Below are 23,542 nucleotides of genomic sequence, written 5' to 3' on the forward strand. Positions count from 1 at the left end.
CTTGCTCGGGATGAAGGACACGCCCAGGTCGCCGCACGATAGCCGCTGCGCGGCCATGCGCCTATGCTTGCGCTCCATCTTGTTGCAGGAGTTGCACGTGAGCCAATCGATCTACGACATCCCGTTGACCACCATCGACGGCCAGCCCGCTTCGCTGGCCGCGCATCGCGGCAAGGTGCTGCTGCTCGTCAACGTCGCCTCCAAGTGCGGCCTGACCAAGCAGTACGAAGGGTTGGAAGCGCTGTATCGTGAAAAGCAGGCCGACGGGCTGGACGTGCTTGGTTTCCCGGCCAACGACTTCAAGGGCCAGGAGCCCGGCAGCGAGGCGGAGATCCAGCAGTTCTGCCAGCTCACCTACGACGTGACGTTCCCGATGTTCTCCAAGATCGCGGTCACCGGCGAGGCGACGCATCCGCTGTACGGCGCGCTGATCGAGGCGCAGCCGCACACCGAGGGCGAAGGCCCGATGCGCGAGAAGCTGGTCGGCTATGGCATCGAACCCAATCCGGCACCGGGCGTGCTGTGGAACTTCGAGAAGTTCCTGGTTGGCCGCAACGGCCAGGTGCTGGGCCGCTTCGCCCCGGACGTGACCGCCGAGGACCCGCGCCTGCGCACGGCGATCGAGGCGGCGCTGGCGTAATCGGTTTGAGGCGTCCGCTGCCGCAAGGCGATGCCTGGGTTGTCCGGATGCGTGTAGGAGGGGTTCCGCTGGCATCGAGCCATGAGCTCCGACAGGTCGCCGGAAGCTTTGGAAATCCCCGCTCCGTTCGTCGCGGCTGAGCCGCTCCTACAGTCGCTATGCGGTTGGCTTGCTGAGTCGCGATTGCGCGAGTCCGCTGCGTCGCTGTTGCTGTTGCTTTGGCTTTGGCTGTCGCTTTTGACTTACCGGGTTCCCTTCCGCAGCGGCGGATGGACCGGGGAAAAACCCGAAGGGCGGCGCACAAGGATGTGCGCCGTTCGCGGCAGGGGCAGGATGCCCCTTCCGCGAATCCCCGGTGCATCCGCGGACCCGGAGCGCGCAGCGCGGAGGGCGCTCGGCAGGGCGCGCTTTCTTTTGGTTACTTTTCTTTGCGCGAGCAAAGAAAAGTGACTCGCCGCAAGGCGAAAGCCTTTGCCTTTGCCTTGATTCTGGCATTGAGATTTTGAAGCTTTGAAGCTTTGGAGCAAGAGCAACAGCTTCCGCTGGCGCGGGTCACTTTTCTTTGCTTGTGCAAAGAAAAGTAACCAAAAGAAAGCACACCCCGCAGCGCGCCCTCCGCGCTGCGCGCTCCGGGTCCGCAGGCACGACGGGCATTTTTCGATGGCACATCCATGTGCCAACGAAAAACGTCGCGCATCCTGCGCGCCGCCCTTCGGGTATTCGCCTGCCGAGCCTGCCGCGCTGAGGGGGCCCGGTAAATCAAAGACGAAGCAAAAGCACGAGCAAAAGCACGAGCAACAGCAACAGCAACAACAACGGCACTAGCAATGGCAGGAGCAATGCATGCTGCTGGCATGTGTCTACCGGACTGCCTGCCGGACACGCCGCTGTAAGTCGCGCGGCGATAGCTGATCAGAATCACGCTGCTCCCGCAGCGGGAATGGCAGAAAGGATTCACCCATAAAAAAAACCCGGCCGAAGCCGGGTTTTCATGTGCCGCCGGAAACGCGCGCGGCTCAGCGGCTGCCGCCGCGCCACTCCGGGATCGGCATCGCGTCCACCGGCACGGTCGGATTGGTCTCTTCCTCGCGCAGATAGTCGGGCAGATCGTTGTCCTGGCGCTTGTTGTGGCTGTGCAGGTCGCCTTCGATCTGGTAAGTGCGGCGCTGCATCCACGCGTCGCGGGTCAGCTGGTACTCGTCCGGCGCGTTGTCGCGCATGCTGTCCAGCGACAGCAACTGCGCACGCGTATCCACCAGTTGCAGGCCCTGCAGGCCGATGCGCACCGTGTCCTCTCCGATCTGCCGTAGCGGCGACAGCGGCGCGTCGCCGGCCAGGCCGAACACGTCGCGTACCGTGCGCGGCCCGAACAGCGGCAGCTCCACGTAGCGCGAACGGCGCCAGCCCCAGGCGCCCAGGGTCTGGCCGAAGTCCTCGCTGCGCCGCGGCAGCTTGGCGTCGCTGGCCGGGTCGAAGATGCCGCCGATGCCCAGCGTACTGTTCATCACGAACCGGCCCAACGTCTGCCCGGCCTGCAGCGGACGGCCCTGCAGCAACTGGTTGACCATGGTCAGCGGCGAGCTGAGGTTGTCGAAGAAGTTGGTCACGCCCAGTCGCACCGGCCGCGGCACCACGTTGACGTAGGCGCGCGCCAGCGGCCGCGCCACGGTGCGGTCGACCACGTTGTTGAACTTGTGCACCTTGCGGTTGAACTTCTCCCACGGATCGTAACTCTGCGGCACGGCGACGCCGGCCGGCAGGGTCGGATCGGCGACCGGGTTGTACGGGTCGCCGCCGTACAGCGCGGCGTAGTCGTCTTCGGCGGCGGTCGCCGCGCCACCGGTCGGCGGCACGCTCGCCGGTGCGGCCATCGCGTCGCCGGCGACGGGGGCCTGCACGGCGGCCTGCGCATCGGCCGCTGGTGCCGCGTCCATGGCACCGCTATCGGCAACGGCGGTGTCAGCAGGCGTCGCCTGCACCGTGGTCGCGGCCGGCGGCGGCGGGGGGCGCTTGGGGGCGCCGGCACAGGCGCCCAGGGCGGCGGCCAGGGCCAGGGAAGTGAGGATACGCAGCACGTTCATGGGGTCAGCTCGCCGCCAGGGGAGATTGGAAATCCAGGGTCGGCGCCAGCCGGTAGGCGGCGCTCAATTCGGTCAGGCCGGCCGGGGCGCCATGGATGGCGACCTCGGCCTGGCCCTGCGCACGTAGGCGTGCGGCCAGTTCGGCGAGCAGCGCCAGGCCGGCGCTGTCCACCTGCGCCACCTCGCGCAGATCCAGCGCCCGCGCGCCGGCCAGCAGCGGCAACGCCGCCGGCCACAGCGCGGTGGCCGCGGCACGGTCGAGCACGCCGCTCAGCGCGAGCGTGTCGCCGTCGCGACGCAGGCGTGGCTCACTTGCCACTGTTGCTCGCCGGTGCCACTTGCATCGCGCCGTTGCGCAGATCGGCCGCGACCTGCGGGATCGACTTGGTGCGCAGCGGCGTGTCGAACTGGTTGCGGAAGGTCTGCACGTACGACACGCCTTCCACCATCACGTCGAAGATCTTCCAGCTGCCGCCGTTGTTGCGCAGCAGGTAGTCGACCGGGATCGGGTCGCCGCCGCTGCGCAGCAGTTCGGTGGAGACCTTGGCGCCGCGGCCGCCCGGCAGCGGGGTTTCCGACTTCACCCGCACCTGCGGCTTGCCTTCGAAGGTCAGCAGCGAGGTGCCGTAGCGCTGCATCAGGTTGTCGGCCATCGCGTCGGCGAACAGCTTGACGTCGGCATCGGAGGCGCCGCGGCCGTGCACGCCGAGTACCAGGCGCGCGGCGTAGTCGCGGTCGAAGGACTTGTTCATCTCGCTGTCGATGAACTGCTTGAGCGCGGCGTTGTTGTTCTTGAACTCGGCGCGGCGCTGTTCCAGCGTGGTCAGGATGCGGGTGCTGTTGTCGAGCACGACCTTGCTGGCCGAACCCTGCTGGGTGGCGGCAGCGGCAGGCGCGGCCTGGGCCAGCGCGATGGCGGGTGCGGCGGCGGCCAGGACGGCGGCGAGCGCGGCGGAAAGCAGTTTGTGGGTCATGGCTTGGGTTCCGTTTCCGTAGAGGGAGTGGCGGTGTTCGCGGAGGATGCGGCAGCGGGCGTCGCGCCGGCGTTACCGCCGCTGCCGCTGCCGCCGCCGAACATGTACTTGCCGACCAGCTGGATCAGGTCCACCGCCGGCTGGGTGAAGGCGATCTCCTGGCCGGGCTTGAGCGTGTCGGGGTCGCCGCCGGGCTGCAGGCCGACATAGCTCTCGCCGAGCAGGCCGCTGGTCAGGATGCCGGCCGAGGTGTCCGCCGGCAGGTCCTTGTAGCGGTCGTCGATGGCCAGGGTCACCACCGAGTCGAACTTGGCCGGATCCAGCTCGATCTTCGCCACCTGGCCGATGATCACCCCGCCGATCTTCACCGGCGCCTGCTGGCGCAGCTGGCCGATCTGCGAGAAGCGCGCGGTCAGCTCGTAGCGGCCGCCGCCGAAGCCCCACTGGCGGTTGGTGGAGGCGAGCGCCAGCACCAGCAGCGAGGCCAGGCCCAGCAGCAGGAAGGCGCCGACGGCGAACTCGAGACGGGGACCACGGATAGCCATAACGTGTCTACCTTGTTGATTCATCTGGGCCGCGGCGACAGTGCCGCGGCCGGTGTTGCGAAAGCGCCCGCCGCCGAGGCCGGGCTTTGGCGCGCGGTCCCTTACTGGAACAGCAGCGCCGACAGGACGAAATTGAACATCAGCACCAGCAGCGAGGCGTTCACCACCGCGCGGGTGGTGGCCACCGAGGTGCCCTCGATGGTCGGCTCGGCGTGGAAGCCTACATACGAGGCCACCAGCGCCGCGGTGCCGCCGAACACCGCCGACTTCAGCATCGCCACGCCGAAGTCGTCCCAGAAATCCACGCTGCTCGACAGCGCCGACCAGAACGTGCCCTTGTCCAGACCCAGCACGTGCACCGCTTCGAAGTAGCTGGCGCTGATCGCCAGCGAGCAGAAGATGCCGGTCAGCAGCGGCACGGTCAGCACCGCCGCCCAGAAGCGCGGCGCCACCGCCTTGGCCACCGGGTCGATCGCCATCAGCTCCAGCGCCTTGATCTGGTCGGTGGCGCGCATCAACCCCAGTTCGGCGGCGATCGAGCTGCCGGCGCGGCCGATGAACAGCAGCGCGGTCAGCACTGGCGCCAGCTCGCGGTACAGCGACAGCCCCAGCAGCGTGGACAGCGCATCGGAGGCGCCGTAGGTCTGCAGTGTGCGATAGCCCTGCAGGGTCAGCACCAGGCCGACGAAGGCGCCGCCGACGGCGATGATCGGCAGCGAGCGCGCGCCGATCTTGTAGATCTCGCGGACCAGTTCGGCCAGGAAATCGCGGGTCGGCAGCGAGCCGCGCAGCACGGTGATCGAGAACAGCCCGGCGCGGCCCAGCGCGCGGATCGAGGCGACGGCGCCCATCAGGCGGCACTCCGCGCGCGCGGCGGCGCATCGAACGGGATCGGGCCGTCCGGGCGGCCGTGCAGGAACTGCTGCAACAGCGGGTCGGCGCTGGCCTGCAGCGCGTCCGGCGTGCCGGCGAAGACCACCCCGCCGTTGGCGATGGCCACCGCCTGGTCGCAGATCGGCAGGGTTTCGTGGACGTGGTGGCTGACGATGATGCTGGTCAGGCCGAGGGTGTCGTTGAGGCGCTGGATCAGGCTCATGATCACCCCGGAGGCGATCGGGTCCAGCCCGGTCAGCGGTTCGTCGTAGATCATCAGCGGCGGGTCCAGGGCCAGCGCGCGGGCCAGCGCCACGCGCCGCGCCATGCCGCCGGACAGTTCGCGCGGCCAGGCGTCGGCGACGGCGAGCAGCCCCACCGCATGCAGTTTCAGCGCCACCAGCCGTTGCAGCACCGGCTCGGGCAGGCGGGTGTGGGCGCGCAGCGGCAGCGCCACGTTCTCGGCCACGCTCAGGTCGGTGAGCAGGCCATTGCCCTGCAGCAGCACGCCGATGCTCTTGCGCGTCTCGCGCAGCGCGCGGCTGCCGCGCGGCAAGGGCTGGCCGAACACCTCGACTGTGCCCGCGACCGGCACCAACTCGCCGGTCAGCGCCGCCAACAGGGTCGATTTGCCGCTGCCCGACGGGCCGAGCACGGCGGTGATGCTGCCGCGCGGCACCGCCAGCGAGACATCGCGCAGGATCGCGCGGCCGCCACGGTCGATGCGCACGCCCGACAGCTGCACCACATTGGATTCGGAAGACGCCATCGCGGCCTTTAACGAAAAATCAACACAGGATTGAGCCAGTCCGCTGAACTTAACCGAACTGGGCCGTGCAGTATTGTCGCATTCGTGAAGCCTGCGTGCGCGTGGTCCGGGGACGCCGTACATGCAACAGCGTGTCTTGGGTCTGGGACTGGCCGTTTTGCTGGTGCGGGTGACACATCTGCGGGCCGGATCCGGCGGGTGTCCGCGGGCCTTGCAGTTCTGCGTCGCGGCAGGACCGCATGGCCGCCGCTGCCGTCGCTGCTCGCGATCCCGTGCCGCTCAAACTGGGCCGCCACCATCGCCGAATCGCCGGATCCGTGTGCCGTCGCGGTGCCGGTCTTGTATGCAGTGCCCGGTCGCGCCACGATGCAGGGCGGCGATGGCGCCGCGACAGGGAGTCGCGCATGGAATTGCTGACGTTGGAACATTTCGCCGGAAGCGTGAACGAGACCTTCGCGGCGGAGTTGAACGAGGGCGAGATCTCCTTCGTGTTGGTCGAGGCCCGGCCTCTGCCGATCAAGACCGCCGCGCCGCGCGCGCCGTTCTCGCTGCTGTTCCGCAACACCTCCTCGTTCCTGTTCCCGCAACAGATCTACCGGATGCGCCATGCGCGCCTGGGCGAGGTGGGGATCTTCCTGGTACCGGTGGCGCGCGAGCGCGACGGCTTCCTGTACCAGGCCGTCTTCAACTGACAGCCGGCGCCGTGCAGGCGGCGCGCCAGTGCATTTGCAGATGGGTGGCGCTGGCATCGCCGGCGACGAAGCCCAGGCGCGCGTACAGGCGCCGCGCTTCGGGATTGGCATGCAGCACATGCAGCGACAGCGCGCAGCCGGCGGCCTGCGCCAGTGCCTGCGCGTGCGCGATCAGCGCGGTGCCGATGCCCTGGCCGCGCAGCTCCGGCAACAGGCTGATATCCACCAGTACATGCTGCGCCGCACTGCGGTCCAGGTAGAGCCGGCCGAGCGGCGCCTGCGCGGTTTCCACGATCAGGAAGTCGGCACCGGCGAAGTGACTTAGATAATGCGCGTGCTGCAGCGCGAACTGCTGGTCGAGGAACGCGCGCTTGGCGGCCTCCGGCCATGGCACCGCGGCCAGCTCCGCGCTGCGGGTGCTGGCGTACAGGTCGCGCAGCCAGGGCAGGTCGGCATCGCGTGCGGCGCGCAGGCCGATGCCGCGCGCGCGCAAGGCCGCCGGTGCGGCGACGTTGGCGCGCCGATCCGGGAAGCCTGCCATCTGCACGGCGCTGGCCTCAGTCGAACTGCGGGTAGTTTCCCGACAGCGCGATGCAGAAGTTCACCGCCAGGTAGGGCTGCTGGTTCTCGTGCGCCGCGCCGGCACCGGTGGGCTGCACCGCCGGCGGTGCGAACTGCGTGTTCGGTGCCGCCGTGACGAAGGCGCGCGCGGTGCTGCTGCCAAGCGCCGACAGCCCCGCGCCTGCGGTGGGCGTACCGCTCTTCTTGGTCCGGTCCGGCTGCACAAACATCGTGGTGGTGTGCTGGTGCGGCGGAATCTGCGTGGTCAGCAGGCTGACTCCGGTCGCGCCGAACGTGTCGCCGCGCTGCCGGCTGGTCAATCCCGGGCCTTGGCCTTGTTCGCAGCTGGCGCGCCCGCAGAAGTTCGGCAGCTGAAACGTCGTGCTGCCGTTGCCCCCGTAGGCGGCCCCGAGCAGCGAGTACAGCGCGGTGTTCTGCTGCACCGGCAATGTGGCGCCATTGCACAGTGCCCAGCCTACGGGATTGAAATCGAAGCCGAACAACTGGATTTCGCCGAGATAAGGTTCGGTCATGAAAGGAGTCTCCGATGGAGCGGACGGGCACCGCCGCTAAGCGGGCGCGGCGAAAGGGATCAGCTCTGCTGCGGGAAGATGCCGCCGGTGGAGATGCAATACTGCACCGTCAGCGTCGGCATGAGGTTGTCGTGCGGCAGGCCGCCGCCGGTGAGCGTGGTGGATTGCGTGGACATCCCCACTGCCGTGGCGCCGCTGACGTCGGTGGCATAGAACACGTCGCCGGCGACCGCGGCGGGCAACAACCCGGCTGGCGCGGTAGCGGTGGCAGCGGCGGTCGTGGCCACCAGCGCATGCGTGTGCACAGGAAGCTGTGGCCCTAGGAGGGTGACGGTTTCGGTTCCGGAGATCTGGCCGAGCACGTAGTTGCTCAGGCCAACTCCCTGGCCTTGGTGGAGCGGCAACCGTCCGCGCAGGTCCGGTACCGCGAACGTATTCTGCCCGTCGCCGCCGTAGGTGGTGCCGATCAGCATGAACAGGGTCTCGTACTCGGCGATCGAGAGCAGGCTGCCGTCGCACGCCTGCCAGTTCTGCGGGGTGCGGCCGAAGCCGAACATGCGGATCTCGCCGATGAATGGAGTGGCCATGGTGTCTTTCCTGGTCGATGGTGCGCTGCGCGCCATCGGCGCGCGAATGGAGGGCGGCTCAGCTGCGCGAAGGGAAGATGCCGTTCAGCGCGATGCAGAAATTGATCGTGGTGTACGGCTGCAGGTTCGGATGCGGCAGGCTGCCGCCCGCGGAGCCGATCGACGCCTGATTCAGCGCCACCAATGGTCCCGCAGCCGCATACAGCGCCGACGCCGGCCCGGTGGTGCTGACGTTGTTGCCGAACAGGTTCCCGGATGGGTTGCGGTTGTTGCCCGCCGCGCTTGAGCCCTGCAGCAGATGGTTGTGCGCAGGCAGATTGTCCGGCAGCAGCGAGACGTTCTCGGAACCGGCCACTTGTCCGACCGGTGCCGCCGGCGGCTGCCAGCTCGGATCTGCCGATGGCGTAGCGCCGAGCGGCGTGCGTCCGCGCATGTCGGGCAATGCAAAGGTGGTGTTGCCGTTGCCGCCGAACCGCGTCCCAAGCACGCTGAAGAGCGCCTGGTTCTGGTTGATCGGCAGCACCTGACCGTTGCACTGCGCAAAATACTTAGGCGCGAAAACGAAACCGGTCATCATGATCTGACCGATGAAGAACTCGCTCATGCGGATCTCCCCCCGAATTGTTTGACGCCGACATCGTGCCTGGCGCAGGCCTACTTAATCACGTCCTTTGCGCGATGCAAGTCTTGATAATGCTGAATCAGACAGTCTCAGAGCATTTGTTGCTTTACGGATATGTGAATTTACTGTTCAAATGCCGGTGCAGCGTGGAGGGGTATATGCCTTTTGAGGCCTATAACCATGCTGCCTGAGGCACCAGGAGCGTTGCCGGCGCCAGTGGGGTGGCGTGATTTTCCGGGGAAATGGAATATGTCTACGAATTGCACCAGTGCGTCCGCGAGCATGCGCGTCGTTTTCCGTTGGCCGCTGGTTTTTGCGCTGCTGCTGTTGAGCACGCTGTATTGCGGAGTGGCTGCAGCGGCGCCCTCGCAGTATTGTCCGACGATAGATAAAACTGTCGTGCAGGGCGGCTCGGTGCAGATCGACGTCACCACCTGCGATGGCACGGGAATCTTCGACAACGGCGTCGGTTGGGACGGCGTGCAGCCGGCGCACGGCACGCTCGATGTGCCGAATCCGAGCGGCCCGCAGGGCACCCAGATCGTCACCTATACCCACGACGGGAGTGCCACCGCCAGCGACAGCTTTCCGCTGGAGGATGGAGAAAGCAACACCATCACCGTCAACATCACCGTCGTTCCTGCGCTGTCGGCCACCATTGCCGTCTCGCCAGCCAGCCGCAACGAAGACAGCGGCGCGGCCTTCACCTACACGGTGACGTTGAGCCAGACCAGCAATTCGGCGACGACGGTGAACATCGCGTCCAGCGGCACCGCCACCAGCGGCGGGGACTACACCGGCGCGGTGGGCAGCGTCGTGGTCCCGGCCAATACCACCACCGCCACGTTCGCCATCACGCCGGTCGCCGACGGCACGGTCGAAGCGAACGAGACGGTGATCATGAGCGTGGCCAGCGGCAGCGGCTACGGCATCGGCAGCCCGTCCAGCGCCACCGCCACCATCCTCGACGACGACGTGCCCAGCGCGTCGATCGCGGTGTCCCCGGCCAGCGTGTCCGAAGACGGCGCCACCAATCTGGTCTACACCGTCACGCTCGATCAGGCACCGGTGAATGCGACATCGGTCGCCTTCAACGTCGGCGGCAGCGCGACCTCGGGCAACGACTACGCGGCCGTGAGTTCGCCGCTGGTGATCGGCGCCGGCCAGACCAGCGGCACCATCACCATCAACCCGACCGCCGACAGCACCGTCGAACCCGACGAAACCGTGGTGATCAGCCTGGCCTCGGGCAGCGGCTACAGCGTGGGTTCGCCCGATAGCGCCACCGGCACCATCGCCAACGACGATGTGCCCTCGCTGAGCATCAACAATGTAAGCCTCAACGAAGGCGATGCCGGCACCAGCAACGCGACCTTTATCGTCTCGCTGAGCCAGCCGGCCGGCGCCGGCGGCGTCAGCTTCGACATCGCCACGGCCGATGGCTCCGCCACTGCGGGCGTGGACTACGTCGCCTCGAGCCTGACCGGGCAGACCATCCCCGCCGGCAGCAGCAGCGCCACCTTCACCGTGCTGGTCAACGGCGACACGCTCAACGAGGCCAACGAGAACTTCTTCGTCAACGTCAGCAACGTCAGCGGCGCCAGCGTCAGCGACCCCCAGGGCCAGGGCACCATCGTCAACGACGATGCGCAGCCGACGCTGTCGATCGACGATGTCAGCGTCAACGAAGGCAATAGCGGCACCACCACGGCCACCTTCACGGTGAGCCTGAGCGCGGCCAGCGGCCAGACCGTATCGGTCGACTACGCCACCGCCGACGGCACCGCCACCGCCGGCAGCGACTATGTCGCGCGCGTCGGTACGCTGACCTTCGCGCCGGGGACCACCGCGCAAGGCGTTGCGATCACCGTCAACGGCGATACCGCGGTCGAGCCGAACGAGACCTTCAGCGTCGATTTGTCCGGCGCCAGCAACGCGGGCATCGCCCGCGCCACCGGCACCGGCACCATCACCAACGACGACGCGGTGGTGACGGTCGGTCCGGCGTCGCTGCCATCGGCGACCGCGGGCACCGCCTACAACCAGACCCTGACCGCCAGCGGCGGCACCGCGCCGTACACCTTCGCGGTCAGTGCCGGTACGTTGCCGACCGGTTTGACCTTGAGCGCCGCCGGCGTGCTGTCCGGCACGCCCACTGCAAGCGGCAGCTTCAACTTCATGGCGACCGCCACCGACAGCGGCGGCAGTCCCACCAGCGGCAACCGCGCCTACGCGCTGGTCGTGGCCAGCCCGACGCTCACCCTGCCGGCCACCACCCTGGCGGGCGGTACCGCAGGCCAGGCGTACACGGCCGCCATCAACCCGGCGACCGGCGGCATCGCGCCGTACACCTATGCGCTCAGCGCCGGCGCGTTGCCGGCCGGCGTCACGGTCAACAGCGCGACCGGTGCACTCAGCGGCACGCCGACCGTGGCCGGCAATTTCAACTTCAGCCTGACCGCGACCGACAGCACCACCGGCAGCGCCGGGCAGGCGAGCCAGAGCTACAGCCTGAACATCGTGTCGCCGACGCTGACCATCGCGCCGCCGACCTTGCCGGCCGGTACGGCCGGCAGCGCCTACAGCCAGACCCTGACCGCAAGCGGCGGCACCGCACCGTACAGCTACGCGGTCAGCGCCGGCGCGTTGCCGACCGGGCTGAGCCTTGCGGCCGGTGGCGCGCTGGCGGGCACCCCGACGGTTGCCGGTAGTTTCGCCTTCACCGTGACCGTCACCGATGCAGGCGGCTTCACCGCGCCGCAGGCTTACACGCTGTCGATCGTCGCGCCGACGCTGGTCATCGCGCCGCCGACGCTGCCGTCAGGCAAGGTCGGCACCGCCTACAGCCAGACCCTGAGCGCCAGCGGCGGCACCGCGCCTTACAGCTATGCGGTCAGCGCCGGTACCTTGCCGGCCGGTCTGACCCTGGCTGCGGGCGGCGCGCTCTCGGGAACCCCGACCGCCATCGGCAGTTCCGCCTTCACCGTCAGCGTCACCGACGCGCACGGCTTCACCGCGGCACAGGCCTATACCGTGGCGATCGTCGCGGCGGTGCCGGCACCGGTGGCGGTGGACGATACCGGCGCCACGCTGGTCGAGACCGCGCTGACCCTGGCGGTGACCGGCAACGACACCGGCAGCATCGACACGATCGCGGTGACGACGGCGCCGACCCACGGCACCGCAGTGGTGACTGGCGTGCAGCTGGTGTACACGCCGGCCGCCGGCTATGTCGGCGCCGACACCCTGAGCTATACCGCCACCGGCGCCGGTGGCACCTCGGCGCCGGCCACGGTCACCCTCACCGTCAATGCGCGCCCGGTCGCGGCGTCGGTGACGATGCAGGCGGTGTCCGGCGAAGCGCAGACGGTGGACCTGACCCGCAACGCGACCGGCGGGCCGTTCGTGGCCGCCGCGCTGGTGGCGATCATGCCGGCCAATGCCGGCACCGCAACCATCACTCGCAGCGGTGGCGCGGCGGCGGCTGGTGTTCCGACCGCAGCCGCGGCCGATGGCCCCAGCTTCATGATGACCTTCACCCCGAACCCGGCGTTCTCCGGCCAGGCCACGGTGCGCTTCACCCTGTCCAACGCCTATGCGACGTCGGCCGAAGCGGCCATCGTGTTCGTGGTCGCGCCGCGTCCGGATCCGACCCTGGATGCGGAAGTGCGCGGCCTGATCGATGCGCAGGCCGAATCGACCCGGCGCTTCGCCAAGGCGCAGATCGACAACTTCCAGCGCCGGCTGGAGGCGACCCACCGCGGCGATCGCAGCTTCGACAACAGCCTGAGCTTCCAGTCCACCTCGCACTGCCGTCAGGCCGAGCGTGGCATGCCTGCGCAGCCGTGCAGCCAGGCCACCTGGGACAAGGATGCGGATATGGATGCCGACGACGCGGCGGCGACACCGACCGCCAGGACTGCGGTCAACGGCGAACTCGGTCTGTGGGTGGGCGGTGCGATCCGCTCCGGCAGCCTGGACAAGCAGGCCCAGCGCGCCGGCGTGGACTTCCAGTCCGACGGCCTGAGCATGGGCGCCGACTACCGTGCCGCGGACGCGCTGGCGCTGGGTGCCGGTGTGGGCTGGGGCCGCGACGACAGCGACGTCGGCAACAACGGCAGCCGCAGTAAGGCGACTGCCTACACGCTGGCGGTGTATGCCAGCTTCCATCCGGGCCGGCATTTCTTCTTCGACACCCTGGTCGGCTACCAGTTGCTGTCCTACGACCTGCGCCGCTACGTGACCGGCAACGGCGAACTGGCCGAAGGCCGCCGCGACGGCAGCCAGTGGATCGCCTCGCTGTCCACCGGTGCCGACCTGCAGCACGGCGACTGGCAGATCACGCCGTACGCTCGCGTGGACATGGCCCGCGCCACGTTGGATGCTTACAGCGAAGAGGCGATGGTGCCGTACGCGCTGCACTACGCGGACATGGACGTGTCCACCACCACCGGCAACCTCGGCCTGCGCCTGGAGTGGCGCCGCGAGATGAGCTGGGGCCAGTTCACCCCGCAGCTGCGCGTGGAGTACCAGCGCGACTTCCAGGGCCGCGGCGACGCCACGCTGAGCTATGCCGACCTGACCGACGGCGGCCCGCTGTACCGCACCGGGCTGAGCGTGTTCGATCGCAACCGGCTGATGCTGGGGCTGGGCGCGGTGTTCACCACCGAGCAGGGCCTGTCCACCCGCGTCGAATACCGCGGCGTGACCGACGGCGACAGCGGCAACGACCAGACCTGGATGTTCAACGTCGAAAAGAAGTACTGACGCGATAAGCCCCTCTCCCACCGGGAGAGGGGTTGGGTGAGGGTCCGGCGCGAAAGCGTCTCGCGGAGTTTGGGTGCACGAAGTTGCGCTCGTACCCTCATCCGGCCCTGCAGGCCACCTTCTCCCGGTGGGAGAAGGGGAGCAGCCGTAGCCCCTCTCCCCTCGGGAGAGGGGTTGGGGTGAGGGTCCGGCGCGAAAGCGACTCGCGGAGTTTGGGGTGCACGAGGCTCCGCCCGTACCCTCATCCGCCCCTGCGGGGCACCTTCTCCCGATGGGAGAAGGGAGCAGCCGACTAGCCCCTCTCCCCTCGGGAGAGGGGTTGGGGTGAGGGTACGACGCGCAGCGTCTCGCTGAGTTTGGATGCACGAGGCTGCGCCCGTACCCTCATCCGGCCCTTCGGGCCACCTTCTCCCGGTGGGAGAAGGAACAGCCGCCGGCCACCACCACCGCGCAACGCCACCGCACCCGCGCATCCGGCACAATGCCGCACGCATGCACGCCCCTTCCGCGCCCGATTTCCGCCTGTACCCGTCCAATGCGCTGGATACCCTGGCCGCCCTGCTCGCCGAGGAACTGCGCCGGCCGGTGCCGGAGCAGCCGTTGCTGGCGCCGGAGGTAGTGCTGATCCCGCAGGTGGCGATGCGGCGCTGGCTGCAGTCCACGCTGGCCGCCGCGCACGGCGTCGCCGCGAATCTGGAATTTCTCACGCCCGGCGAATTCGTCGCGCGCGCGCTGGACGCCAACCTCGGCCCGGCCGCCGACGATCTGGACATGGCCACCACCCAGTGGCGGCTGTACGCGGCGTTGCAGGCCGATCTCGGCAGCGATGCGGCCCTCGCACCGCTGGCCGGCTATCTGGCCGACGGCGATGCGCTCAAGCCCTGGGCGCTGGCCGGCGAGCTGGGCAACGTATTCGAGAAATACCAGGCCTGGCGCCGCGACTGGCTGCTGCGCTGGGAAAGCGGCGCCGACGCCGACGACCCACAGGCGCGCCTCTGGCGCCGGATCGCCAGCGGCCGCCAGTACCGCGCGCGCCGCATCGGCCAGTACCTGGACCGCTACGCGCGGCCCGACGGCCCGCTGCCGCAAGGCCTGCCGAAGCGGCTGTTCGCCTTCGCCATCCTCAACATCTCGCCCGACGTGCTGCGCGTGCTGGCCACGCAGGCGCGCGTGGGCACGCTGCACTTCTACCTGCCCACGCCGACCCAGGGCTACTGGGGCGATCTGCAGACGCTGTGGCAGCGCCGCCGCGAGGACGGCGCGGTCGACCTGTTCGCCGCGCAGGTGCAGGAAAACCCGCTGCTGCAGGCCTGGGGCGCGGCCGGGCGCGACTTCATGGCGCTGGTCGGCGACTACGAAGTGGTGCACCCGCTGGCCGAGATCGCGGTCTACGCCGATCCTTTGGCATCCGGCCATCGCCCGCTCGCCGACGGCGGCCTCGGCGACAGCCTGCTGCGGCGCATGCAGAGCGACCTGTTCCACCGCCGCGCGCCGGCCGTGCCCGCGCCGTTGCCGCAGGTAGACCTGGCCGATCCCAGCCTGCAGGTGCATGCCTGCCACACCCGCCTGCGCGAACTGCAGGTGCTGCACGATCAACTGCGCGCGCTGCTCGACGACCTACGCTTCGACCCACCGCTGCAGCCGCGCGAGATCGCGGTGCTGTCGCCGGACATCGATCCCTACGTGCCGTATCTGGACGCGGTGTTCGGCGGCCACGGCCGCGACGACGCGCTGCCCTACGCGCTGGCCGACGCCAGCCCGCTGGCCAGCGAGCCGCTGGCCGAAGTGTTCCTGACCCTGCTCGGCCTGCCGCTGTCGCGCTTCGGCCTGCACGAAATCCTCGACCTGCTGGCCAGCGCGCCGATCGCCGAGGCCGCCGGGCTGGACGAGACCGGGCTGGAGCGCCTGCGCGGCTGGCTGCATGCTGCCGGCGTGCGCTGGGGCCTGGATGCGGCGCACCGGCACCGCCACCAGGCGCCGACCGACGATGCCTATACCTGGCGCTTCGCGCTGGACCGGCTGCTGCTCGGCCACGCCAGCGGGGCCGAGGACGATATCGCCGGCGTCGCCCCATGGCCGCAGCTGGAAGGCAGCGCACTGGTGGCGCTGGACACGCTGCTGCGGCTGCTGCGCGTGCTCGATCGCCACCAGGCCATGCTCGCCGAGCCGATGACGCCGGCCGACTGGCGCGAATGCCTGCTCGGCCTGCTCGATGCGCTGATCCCGCAGGCACCGTCGGCGCCGCGTGCGCAACGCGCGCTGGAACGGCTGCGCAGCGTGATCGACCAGTTCGCCCGCGATGCCGCACGCGCCGAGTACGCCGGCAAGGTGCCGGCCGAGGTGGTGCGCGCGCATTTCGCCGCGGTGCTGGGCGAATCGGACACGCGCGCGCCGCTGCTCACCGGCGGCATCAGCTTCGGCCGCATGGTGCCGATGCGTCTGCTGCCGTTCCGCGTCATCTGCCTGCTCGGCATGAACGACGGCGACTTCCCGCGCCGCGACCCGGCAGCCGGGCTCAACCGCCTCACCGCCGAGCTGGGCAGCGAGCGCCGCCGCCACGGCGACCGCTCCACCCGCGAGGACGACCGCTTCCTGTTCCTGCAGCTGTTCGCCTCGGCGCAGGACGTGTTCTACCTCAGCTACCTCGGTGCCGATGCGCGCGACGGCAGCGTGCGCGAGCCGTCGGTGCTGGTCAGCGAATTGCTGGCCAGCGCCGCGCAGTATCACGCCGAACCGAAGGCCAGCGAACACCTCGTGGTGCGCCACCCGCTGCAACCCTTCGCCGCCGCCGCGTTCGGTGCGCTCGGCGAAGACGGCGCCGATCCGCGCCGCTTCAGCTATCGCCGGCAGTGGCGGCCGGCGGTGGACAGCCTGGCCGGACAGCGCCAGCCGCTGCTGCCATGGGTCGCCGCGGCATTGCCCGCGGACGCCATGGCCGTGCCGAGCAGCGTGGCGATCGACGACCTGCGCCGCCTGTTCGCCGATCCGGCCGGGCAGTTCCTGCGCCATCGCCTGGGCATGCGCCTGCCCGATCCGGCCGGCGAGGACAGCGACCTGGAGCCGTTGCTGGCGCCGGGCAGCGGCCTGGACCAGTACGGCTTGCAGCAACAGGTGCTGGAGGCCGCACTGAGCGACAACACGGAGGGGCTGTACGCGCGATTGCGCGCGCGCGCGCTGCTGCCGTCCGGGCCGTTGGGCCGGCGCCTGCTCGACGAGCGCCTGCGTCAGCTGCGCCCGTACGCACAGGCGTTCGCGCAGTGGCGCGGCAGCGCGCCGGCGCAGTCGCAACGGTTGCAGGTGCAGATCGACGGCATCGAGCTGCACGGCCGCCTGCCCGACTGGTACGCGAGCGGCGTGGGGCGGGTGCAGGTCGGCGCGCTCAGCGGCCGCGCGACGATCCGCCACGGCCTGGAATGGCTGCTGCTGCGCGCCGCCGGCGAACGCGTGCCGTTCGTGCGCTTCTTCGAAGACGACGACGGCCTCGGCCCGCATCCCATGCAGGGGGAAGCCGCCGAACCGCTGTCGCAGGCGCAGGCGCAGGCAGCGCTGGCCGAGCTGCTGCGGCTGTATCGGCAGGGCCTGCAGGCGCCGCTGGCGTTCGCCCCGTACAGCGGCTGGAAATACCACCAGGCCGCGCGCAACCACGACCTCGACAAGGCGATCAAGGACGCCGCCGCGCAATGGCAGGCCAGCTTCGGCTGGAGCGAAGCGGACACGCCGGAACTGCGCTTGGTGCACCGCGGCCGCGACCCGTTCGCCGATGCGCAGCGCTTCGCCGAATTCGCCGCTACCAGCCACACGCTGTATTCCCTGCTCGAACGCGGCAGCGCCGACAGTGCGCTCGATCCGGCGCGGCTGGCCGAAAGCTGGCGGCAGTGGCGCGGCGCGCAGGAGGATGCCGAATGAGCGTCCCATCCGCCGCCGACCCGTACCTGACCCTGCCGCTGCACGGTGTGCGCCTGATCGAGGCCAGCGCCGGCACCGGCAAGACCTTCACCCTGGCCACGCTATTCACCCGGCTGGTGGTCGAGCGCGGCCTTCGCATCGGCCAGATCCTGGCAGTCACCTTCACCGAGGCCGCCACCCAGGAACTGCGCCGGCGCATCCGCGAGCGCCTGGCGCTCGCAGCGACGCTGGTACCCACGGCTGCTCCTGTAGGAGCGGCTTCAGCCGCGACAGAAATCGCGGACGCCCTGTCGCCGACCGAGATCGCCGACGACCCGTCGCGGCTAAAGCCGCTCCTACAGGACGCGCCGGACGCCGCGCTCACCCGCGCGATCCTCGACGCGCACCTGGCCGCCAGCGACGAAACCCCCGCCGCCCTGCGTCGCCGCCTGCAGCAGGCGGTGGAGGAAATCGACCTCGCCGCCATCTTCACCATCCACGGCTTCTGCGCGCGGGTGCTGCGCGAGCATGCGCTGGAGAGCGGCCAGACCTTCGCCGCGCCGGAACTGCTGGCCAACGACCGCGACCTGCTCGGCGAAGTCGCCGCCGACCTGTGGCGCCAGCGCGCCGCCGACGCGGCGATGGCCGACGACCTGGTCGCGCTGTGGCCGGGTGGACCCGAAGCGCTGGCCAGCGACCTGCGCGAGTTGGTGCGGCATCCGCAGCTGCTGCCGGCGGCACCGGTGCTGGCCGACGATGTCGCCGCAGCCACGCAGCAGGTGCAGGACGCGGCCGCCGCGCTCGCCGCCGCGTTCCACGCGCACGGCACCGCATTCTTCGACGCGATCGCCGCCGCCATCGAAGACGGCGTGCTGAGCAAGGTCAGCTACAAGCCGGAATGGCTGGCATCGCTCTGGCATTGGTGCGACGGCTTCGCCGCCGCGCCTGCGGCGGGCCTCGGGCCGCACGCCAAGCTGATCAAGCTTACGGCAGCGGAACTGGCGTCCGGCACCAACAAGAAATTCGTCGGGCGCACGCCGGTCTCGCCGATGAGTCACGAGATCGACGGCTATCTGGCCGCACTGGCGCGGTTGGAGGAAGCGCGTGCCAGGCGCCGCATCCGCCTGCTGCACGCGCTGCGCGGCGATGCAGTGAAGCGGCTGGCCTTGCTCAAGCGCCAGCGCCGCGTGCAGACCTACGACGACCTGGTCGATGGCGTCGCACACGCGTTGCGGCCCGACAGTGCGCAAGCCGAAGCGCTGGCGCGGCGGCTGCGCGCGCAATACGCCATCGCCCTGGTGGACGAATTCCAGGACACCGACGATCGCCAGTGGGCGATCTTCTCCAACGTGTTCGGCGAAGGCGCGCTGGCGCGCGAGGCGAGGCTGGAACCGGCGCTGTTCGTGATCGGCGATCCCAAGCAGGCCATCTACGGCTTCCGCGGCGGCGACGTGCAGACCTACTTGGCCGCGGCCGCCGACGCCGAACCGGCGCCGCCGCTCGGCCACAATTTCCGCTCGCGCCCCGCGCTGCTGGCGGCGCTCGACGCGCTGTACGCGCAGGCCGGCTATGCGCAGGCGTTTCTGACCGACGGCATCGCCTTCCATCCGGTGCAGCCCGGCAGCAAGCGCCACGATGCCGAGCTGCAGCGCGACGGCGCCACCGCCCCGGCGCTCACGCTGTGGCGCGCGCCGCAACCGCCGCTGCCGGACAAAGGCAAGCCCAAACCGTGGAGCGCCGGCCGCGCCCGCGCGCTTTGCACCGCCGCCTGCGTCGCCGCGATCCGCGACTGGCTGGCCGGCGGCCGCGCCGGCACCGCCATGCTTGGCGACCGCGCGGTGCAGGCCGGCGACATCGCGGTGCTGGTGCGCAGCCATGGCGAGGCCACCCGCATCCAGCAGGCGCTGGGCGCGGTCGGCATTCCCGCGGTGGCCGCCGGCAGGCAGAGCCTGTTCGCCACCGACGAAGCGCTGGAACTGCTGACCCTGCTGCAGGCGCTGCTCGACCCGGGCGACGACAGCCGCCTGCGCGCCGCGCTGGCGACGGTGCTGATCGGCGAAGATGCCGCCGCGATCGCCGCACTCGAACACAACGGCGACCGCCACCGCAGCTGGCAGCAACAGGCGCTGGACTGGCGCGAACGCTGGCAGCGCGGCGGGCCGCTGGCGCTGATCGGCGACCTCGGCGCCGCGCACGCGCAACGCCTGCTGGCGCTGGTCGATGGCGAGCGCCGCCTGACCAACTACCTGCAGCTGGCCGAAACCCTGCAGGAAGCCGACTCCCGCGCGCTCGGCCCGCACGGCCTGGTCGATTGGCTGTCGCGGCGCATCGCCAATGCCGACGACAACGACGAGACCCAGCAGCTGCGCCTGGAATCGGACGCGCGCCGGGTGCAGATCGTGACCCTGCACAAGAGCAAGGGCCTGGAGTATCCGCTGGTGTTCCTGCCCTACGTCGGCATCGGCCGCAGCGACCGCGGCGCCGGCCGCCACTGCGTCGTGCACGCGCCGCCGCTCGGCCGCCAGCTGCACTGGAACACCGGCAAGGACGACCCGGCCTGGAGCGCCGCCGAGGCCGCGTGGAAACAGGAACAGCGCGCCGAGGACGCCCGCCTGCTCTACGTCGGCCTGACCCGCGCCGAGCACGCACTGTGGATCGCCACCGGTCCGTTCCATCAGTACGAGCGCACCGCACTGGCGGCGATGGTCGGCGACCTGGACGCGCTGCAGGCCGCCGCCGGCGAGGGCGCGATCGCCATCGACACCACGCCGCCGCCGGCCACCCTGCCGCGCCTGCCGCTGGCCGACGAGATCCAGGTGCCGCCGGCGCGCGTACCGCAGCGGCATGTCGTGCCGGAGTGGTGGGTGTACAGCTTCACCCAGCTGGCCAATGCCGATGCCGGCGCGGCCGCCGACCCCATGGCCAGCGCCACCGTGGTCGGCAGCGGCGGCAGCGACGAACCGTCCACCAGCGAGGCCGTGGCGACGACGCTGGACGTGGAAGCGTTCGATCGCCGCTTCACCGGCAACCGCTTCGGCGTGGCCATGCACGACGTGTTCGAACGTTGCGACTTCGCCGCCTGGCGCGACTGGCATCCCGGCCAGCCGGCACCGGACGGGCAGACCGCGGCATTGCTCGAAGCGCTGCAACGCGGCGGCTACGCCCAGGACGAACTGGAGGACGGCGCCGCCATGCTCACCGCCCTGGTCGGCCACACCCTCACCGTCGCCCTGCCCGAAGGCACCCGCCTGGCCGCGGTACCCGAACCGCAGCGCCGCAACGAAATGGAATTCCACTTCGCCATGCGGCCCACCCGCGTCGATGCGCTGCTGGCCCTGCTGCACCGTTTCGGCGTGGTCGGCGAACGCCAGGCCTTCGGCGCGCGCCAGCGCCTGGAAGGGCTGATGACCGGCCTGATCGATCTCACCTACCAGCACGACGGGCGCTGGTACGTGCTCGACTACAAATCCAACCGCCTGCCCAGCTACGACGCCGACGCGTTGGTGCGGGCGATGGCGCACAGCGAATACGAACTGCAGGCTCTGATCTACACCGTCGCGTTGCACCGCTGGCTGCGTTTCCGCCTGGGCGAAAACTACGACTACGCCCGCGACTTCGGCGGCGTGCGCTACCTGTTCTGCCGCGGCCTCGACGCCACCCGTGACCCCTCGCCCGGCGTCCACGCCTGGCGCTTCGACCCAGCATTGGTCGAAGCCGTGGACGCACTCTTCGCCGGCGCTGCGCCTGAGTCCCTCTCCCCCCGGGAGAGGGGTTGGGGTGAGGGTACGTCCGCTCACGGAGCCCCCACCCCGTGAATCAACCCAACCTCCTAGCCGCCCTCCACCGCAGCGGCACCCTGCGCACGCTCGACCACGCCTTCGCCCAAACCCTGAGCCGCCTGGACCCGGACACGCCCGACCTGGTGCTAGCCGGCGCCGCCCTTGCTTCCCTGGCAGTCGCCAGCGGCCATGCCGGCCTCGACCCAGCCCACGCCAACGTCCTGCTCGACCCACGCGACGGCCCACCGCCACAACTCCCGGACCCCACCGACTGGCAACGCGCCCTGGCCGCCTCGCGCTGGATCGCCCAGCCCGCGCCCGAAGAACCGGCGGCCGCCGACTGCCCGCTGGTGCTGGAACACGGCCTGCTCTACCTGCGTCGCTACCGCGAATACGAGCGCCGCCTCGCGCAAGGCCTGCGCCGCCTCGCCGCGCAACCGCTGCCGCCCTTCGACGTCGCTACCCTGGCACCGCTGTTCGCGGAGTTGTTCCCTCTCCCCCCGGCGACCGAAGGAAGTCCCCGTGGGAGAGAGGGTGCCCGTAGGGCGGGCGAGGGTACGTCCGCTGCCGACCACCCCACCGACCACCAAGCCCAAGCCGCCGCCCTCGCCCTGCGCCGCGCCCTGCTGCTGGTCACCGGCGGCCCCGGCACCGGCAAGACCACCACCATCGCCCGCCTGCTGCTGCTGCGCATCGCCCAGACGCAGACCACGGGCGCCGCCGCCCCACGCATCGCCCTGGCCGCCCCCACCGGTCGCGCCGCCGAACGCATGGCCGAGAGCCTGCGCGCGGCGGTGACACGCGCGCTCGACCACGGCATCGACCCGGTCCTGGCCGCCGCGCTACCTGCCGGCGCCAGCACCCTGCACCGCCTGCTCGGCGTCATCCCCGACCTGCCGCGCTTCCGCCATGACGCCGACAACCCGCTGCCGTTCGACCTGATCGTGGTCGACGAAGCTTCGATGGTCGACCTGCCGCTGATGTGCAAACTGGTCGAAGCCGTCGCCGACGGCACCCAACTGATCCTGCTCGGCGACGCCGACCAGCTGCCCTCGGTCGAAGCCGGCGACGTGCTCGCCGCGATCCTGCAGGCCGCCGGCCCCGGCGACGCCCTGCAGCCGGACGACGCGCAAGCGCTGCAGCCGCTGCTCGGCCATACCCCCAGCGACACGCACAGCGGCGGCCTCGCTGGCCACCGCGTGCACCTGCTGCGCGGCTACCGCCAGGCGCAGGGCTTCGCACTGGCGCCGCTGGCCGACGCAGTACGCGCCGGCGACGCCGACACCGCCCTGGCCCTGCTGCGCAGCGGCGAGCTGGCCGGCGTGCACTTCCACGAAGACAGCGAGGACCCGCTCGCCGCCCGCCGCGACGCCCTGCTCGCGCACTGGCGCGCCCTGGCCGACGCCGAAGATCCCGCGGCCGCCCTGCGCGACGCCGCCCGCCTGCGCCTGCTCACCGCCGTACGCGCCGGCGCGCAAGGCGCACGCGGCCTCAACGCCCGCATCGAACAACTGCTGGCCGACAGCGGCGCCGGCGCGCGCCGCCTGGGCGCCGCCTCGCCCTGGTTCCACGGCCGCCTGCTGCTGATCACCGAAAACAGCTACCGCCACGGCCTGTTCAACGGCGACGTCGGCATCTGCTTGCGGGATGCGCAAGGTGCCCTGGTGGCCTGGTTCGAAGGCGAAGGCGAGGGCGACGGCCAGGTCCGCGGCTTCCACCCCGCCGCGTTGCCCGCGCACGAAAGTGCCTTCGCCATGACCGTGCACAAGGCGCAAGGCAGCGAGTTCGACGAAGTCTGGCTGCAACTGCCCACCCGCGACGCTCGCGTGCTCAGCCGCGAGCTGGTCTACACCGGCATCACCCGCGCGCGCCAGAGCCTGCACCTGGCCGCCAGCGAGACCGTGTTGCGTGGCGCGCTGGCACGGCATGCGGCGCGGATCTCTGGATTGGCGTGGCGCTTGGGTGGGGAGCAAGAGGCGGCACCCGCCGCGCAAGCGGTGGAAACACCCACGATCGAGCCCGTGCAGGGTGCGTTGTTCTGATGAAGGCGCACCGGAGCGATGGCGTGATCACCTACGGCAGGATGGCACGTTTGCCTATCGCGATCTCCCGAAGGGACGGGAGAGAATCGTGGACGAGCAAAGCCAGATTGCGCGATATCACCGGCACGCGAGGCATCGATGGCAAAAAATTCGCCTTGCTGGCCTGCGGGGGCGATGGCAAGATGGACTGTA

17 protein-coding genes are annotated in these 23,542 nt (G+C 70.1%); 6 read left to right on the plus strand and 11 right to left on the minus strand.

What is annotated here, in order from left to right; genetic code table 11:
* The first annotated feature begins 97 nt into the window (after positions 1–97).
* Positions 98–640: a redoxin domain-containing protein gene (locus tag HEP75_RS00685; protein WP_185825075.1), complete on the plus strand. Its 543-nt coding sequence runs from the start codon at positions 98–100 to the stop codon at positions 638–640.
* Positions 641–1,058: 418 nt separating this feature from the next.
* On the opposite strand, the gene HEP75_RS00690 is transcribed toward HEP75_RS00685, so the two are convergent.
* The 7 genes from HEP75_RS00690 to HEP75_RS00720 form a co-directional block, all read right to left on the minus strand.
* Complete coding sequence (locus tag HEP75_RS00690) at positions 1,059–1,562, minus strand: hypothetical protein (protein WP_185825076.1); 504 nt, start codon at positions 1,560–1,562, stop codon at positions 1,059–1,061.
* A gap of 94 nt (positions 1,563–1,656) precedes the next feature.
* The gene (locus HEP75_RS00695; RefSeq protein ID WP_185825077.1) at positions 1,657–2,721 is read right to left on the minus strand and encodes a VacJ family lipoprotein; all 1,065 of its coding nucleotides are present in this window, start codon (positions 2,719–2,721) and stop codon (positions 1,657–1,659) included.
* A gap of 4 nt (positions 2,722–2,725) precedes the next feature.
* A complete protein-coding gene (locus HEP75_RS00700) occupies positions 2,726–3,040 on the minus strand; it encodes an STAS domain-containing protein (protein WP_179570474.1) in 315 nt (104 codons plus the stop codon).
* Positions 3,030–3,695: an ABC transporter substrate-binding protein gene (locus tag HEP75_RS00705; protein ID WP_185825078.1), complete on the minus strand. Its 666-nt coding sequence runs from the start codon at positions 3,693–3,695 to the stop codon at positions 3,030–3,032. Before HEP75_RS00705 ends, HEP75_RS00700 begins: the two co-directional genes overlap by 11 nt.
* Positions 3,692–4,240: an outer membrane lipid asymmetry maintenance protein MlaD gene (mlaD, locus tag HEP75_RS00710; RefSeq protein ID WP_004425475.1), complete on the minus strand. Its 549-nt coding sequence runs from the start codon at positions 4,238–4,240 to the stop codon at positions 3,692–3,694. Before mlaD ends, HEP75_RS00705 begins: the two co-directional genes overlap by 4 nt.
* A 101-nt stretch (positions 4,241–4,341) precedes the next feature.
* On the minus strand, positions 4,342–5,091 hold the full coding sequence (locus HEP75_RS00715; protein ID WP_185825079.1) for an MlaE family lipid ABC transporter permease subunit: 750 nt from the start codon (positions 5,089–5,091) through the stop codon (positions 4,342–4,344).
* The gene (locus HEP75_RS00720; RefSeq protein ID WP_185825080.1) at positions 5,091–5,882 is read right to left on the minus strand and encodes an ATP-binding cassette domain-containing protein; all 792 of its coding nucleotides are present in this window, start codon (positions 5,880–5,882) and stop codon (positions 5,091–5,093) included. The genes HEP75_RS00715 and HEP75_RS00720 overlap by 1 nt, the downstream gene beginning before the upstream one ends.
* Before the next feature lie 404 nt (positions 5,883–6,286).
* Here HEP75_RS00720 and HEP75_RS00725 point away from each other — a divergent pair, with 404 nt between their 5' ends.
* Entirely contained in the window at positions 6,287–6,574 is a 288-nt protein-coding gene (locus HEP75_RS00725) for a hypothetical protein (RefSeq protein ID WP_185814755.1), read from the plus strand.
* On the opposite strand, the gene HEP75_RS00730 is transcribed toward HEP75_RS00725, so the two are convergent.
* Genes HEP75_RS00730 through HEP75_RS00745 form a run of 4 tightly spaced genes read right to left on the minus strand, consistent with a single transcriptional unit; the run spans position 6,567 to position 8,859 of the window.
* A complete protein-coding gene (locus tag HEP75_RS00730) occupies positions 6,567–7,115 on the minus strand; it encodes a GNAT family N-acetyltransferase (protein ID WP_185825081.1) in 549 nt (182 codons plus the stop codon). The two genes, HEP75_RS00725 and HEP75_RS00730, sit on opposite strands and share 8 nt — an antisense overlap.
* Positions 7,116–7,131: 16 nt before the next feature.
* Positions 7,132–7,668, minus strand: a complete 537-nt coding sequence (locus HEP75_RS00735) for a tail fiber protein (protein ID WP_185825082.1) — start codon at positions 7,666–7,668, stop codon at positions 7,132–7,134.
* A 59-nt stretch (positions 7,669–7,727) separates the two neighbouring features.
* Complete coding sequence (locus tag HEP75_RS00740) at positions 7,728–8,255, minus strand: tail fiber protein (protein ID WP_185825083.1); 528 nt, start codon at positions 8,253–8,255, stop codon at positions 7,728–7,730.
* A 58-nt stretch (positions 8,256–8,313) separates the two neighbouring features.
* Positions 8,314–8,859 carry a tail fiber protein gene (locus tag HEP75_RS00745; protein WP_185825084.1) on the minus strand — a complete coding sequence of 182 codons (546 nt, stop codon included), beginning with the start codon at positions 8,857–8,859 and terminating at the stop codon, positions 8,314–8,316.
* 267 nt (positions 8,860–9,126) lie between these two features.
* Between HEP75_RS00745 and HEP75_RS00750 the strand changes: the two genes are divergently transcribed.
* From HEP75_RS00750 to recD, 4 genes are all read left to right on the plus strand, one after another.
* Entirely contained in the window at positions 9,127–13,644 is a 4,518-nt protein-coding gene (locus tag HEP75_RS00750) for a putative Ig domain-containing protein (RefSeq protein WP_185825085.1), read from the plus strand.
* Between the two features lie 492 nt (positions 13,645–14,136).
* On the plus strand, positions 14,137–17,550 hold the full coding sequence (recC, locus tag HEP75_RS00755) for an exodeoxyribonuclease V subunit gamma (RefSeq protein WP_185825086.1): 3,414 nt from the start codon (positions 14,137–14,139) through the stop codon (positions 17,548–17,550).
* Positions 17,547–21,344, plus strand: coding sequence for an exodeoxyribonuclease V subunit beta (gene recB / locus HEP75_RS00760; protein ID WP_185825087.1), 3,798 nt, complete (start codon positions 17,547–17,549; stop codon positions 21,342–21,344). Before recC ends, recB begins: the two co-directional genes overlap by 4 nt.
* Positions 21,341–23,350 carry an exodeoxyribonuclease V subunit alpha gene (recD, locus tag HEP75_RS00765; RefSeq protein ID WP_185825088.1) on the plus strand — a complete coding sequence of 670 codons (2,010 nt, stop codon included), beginning with the start codon at positions 21,341–21,343 and terminating at the stop codon, positions 23,348–23,350. Before recB ends, recD begins: the two co-directional genes overlap by 4 nt.
* The last annotated feature ends 192 nt before the right edge of the window (positions 23,351–23,542 follow it).

Origin of the sequence: Xanthomonas sp. SI (assembly GCF_014236855.1) — a bacterium.
Classification (GTDB): Bacteria; Pseudomonadota; Gammaproteobacteria; order Xanthomonadales; family Xanthomonadaceae; genus Xanthomonas_A.

What these genes read in the sequence shown, in the direction of transcription:
- HEP75_RS00695 (WP_185825077.1), bottom strand. Translation starts at nt 2,721, where the DNA reads ATGAACGTGCTGCGTATCCTCACTTCCCTGGCCCTGGCCGCCGCCCTG.
- HEP75_RS00705 (WP_185825078.1), bottom strand. Translation starts at nt 3,695, where the DNA reads ATGACCCACAAACTGCTTTCCGCCGCGCTCGCCGCCGTCCTGGCCGCC.
- mlaD (WP_004425475.1), bottom strand. Translation starts at nt 4,240, where the DNA reads ATGGCTATCCGTGGTCCCCGTCTCGAGTTCGCCGTCGGCGCCTTCCTG.
- HEP75_RS00715 (WP_185825079.1), bottom strand. Translation starts at nt 5,091, where the DNA reads ATGGGCGCCGTCGCCTCGATCCGCGCGCTGGGCCGCGCCGGGCTGTTC.
- HEP75_RS00720 (WP_185825080.1), bottom strand. Translation starts at nt 5,882, where the DNA reads ATGGCGTCTTCCGAATCCAATGTGGTGCAGCTGTCGGGCGTGCGCATC.
- HEP75_RS00725 (WP_185814755.1), top strand. Translation starts at nt 6,287, where the DNA reads ATGGAATTGCTGACGTTGGAACATTTCGCCGGAAGCGTGAACGAGACC.
- HEP75_RS00730 (WP_185825081.1), bottom strand. Translation starts at nt 7,115, where the DNA reads ATGGCAGGCTTCCCGGATCGGCGCGCCAACGTCGCCGCACCGGCGGCC.
- HEP75_RS00735 (WP_185825082.1), bottom strand. Translation starts at nt 7,668, where the DNA reads ATGACCGAACCTTATCTCGGCGAAATCCAGTTGTTCGGCTTCGATTTC.
- HEP75_RS00740 (WP_185825083.1), bottom strand. Translation starts at nt 8,255, where the DNA reads ATGGCCACTCCATTCATCGGCGAGATCCGCATGTTCGGCTTCGGCCGC.
- HEP75_RS00745 (WP_185825084.1), bottom strand. Translation starts at nt 8,859, where the DNA reads ATGAGCGAGTTCTTCATCGGTCAGATCATGATGACCGGTTTCGTTTTC.
- HEP75_RS00750 (WP_185825085.1), top strand. Translation starts at nt 9,127, where the DNA reads ATGTCTACGAATTGCACCAGTGCGTCCGCGAGCATGCGCGTCGTTTTC.
- recC (WP_185825086.1), top strand. Translation starts at nt 14,137, where the DNA reads ATGCACGCCCCTTCCGCGCCCGATTTCCGCCTGTACCCGTCCAATGCG.
- recB (WP_185825087.1), top strand. Translation starts at nt 17,547, where the DNA reads ATGAGCGTCCCATCCGCCGCCGACCCGTACCTGACCCTGCCGCTGCAC.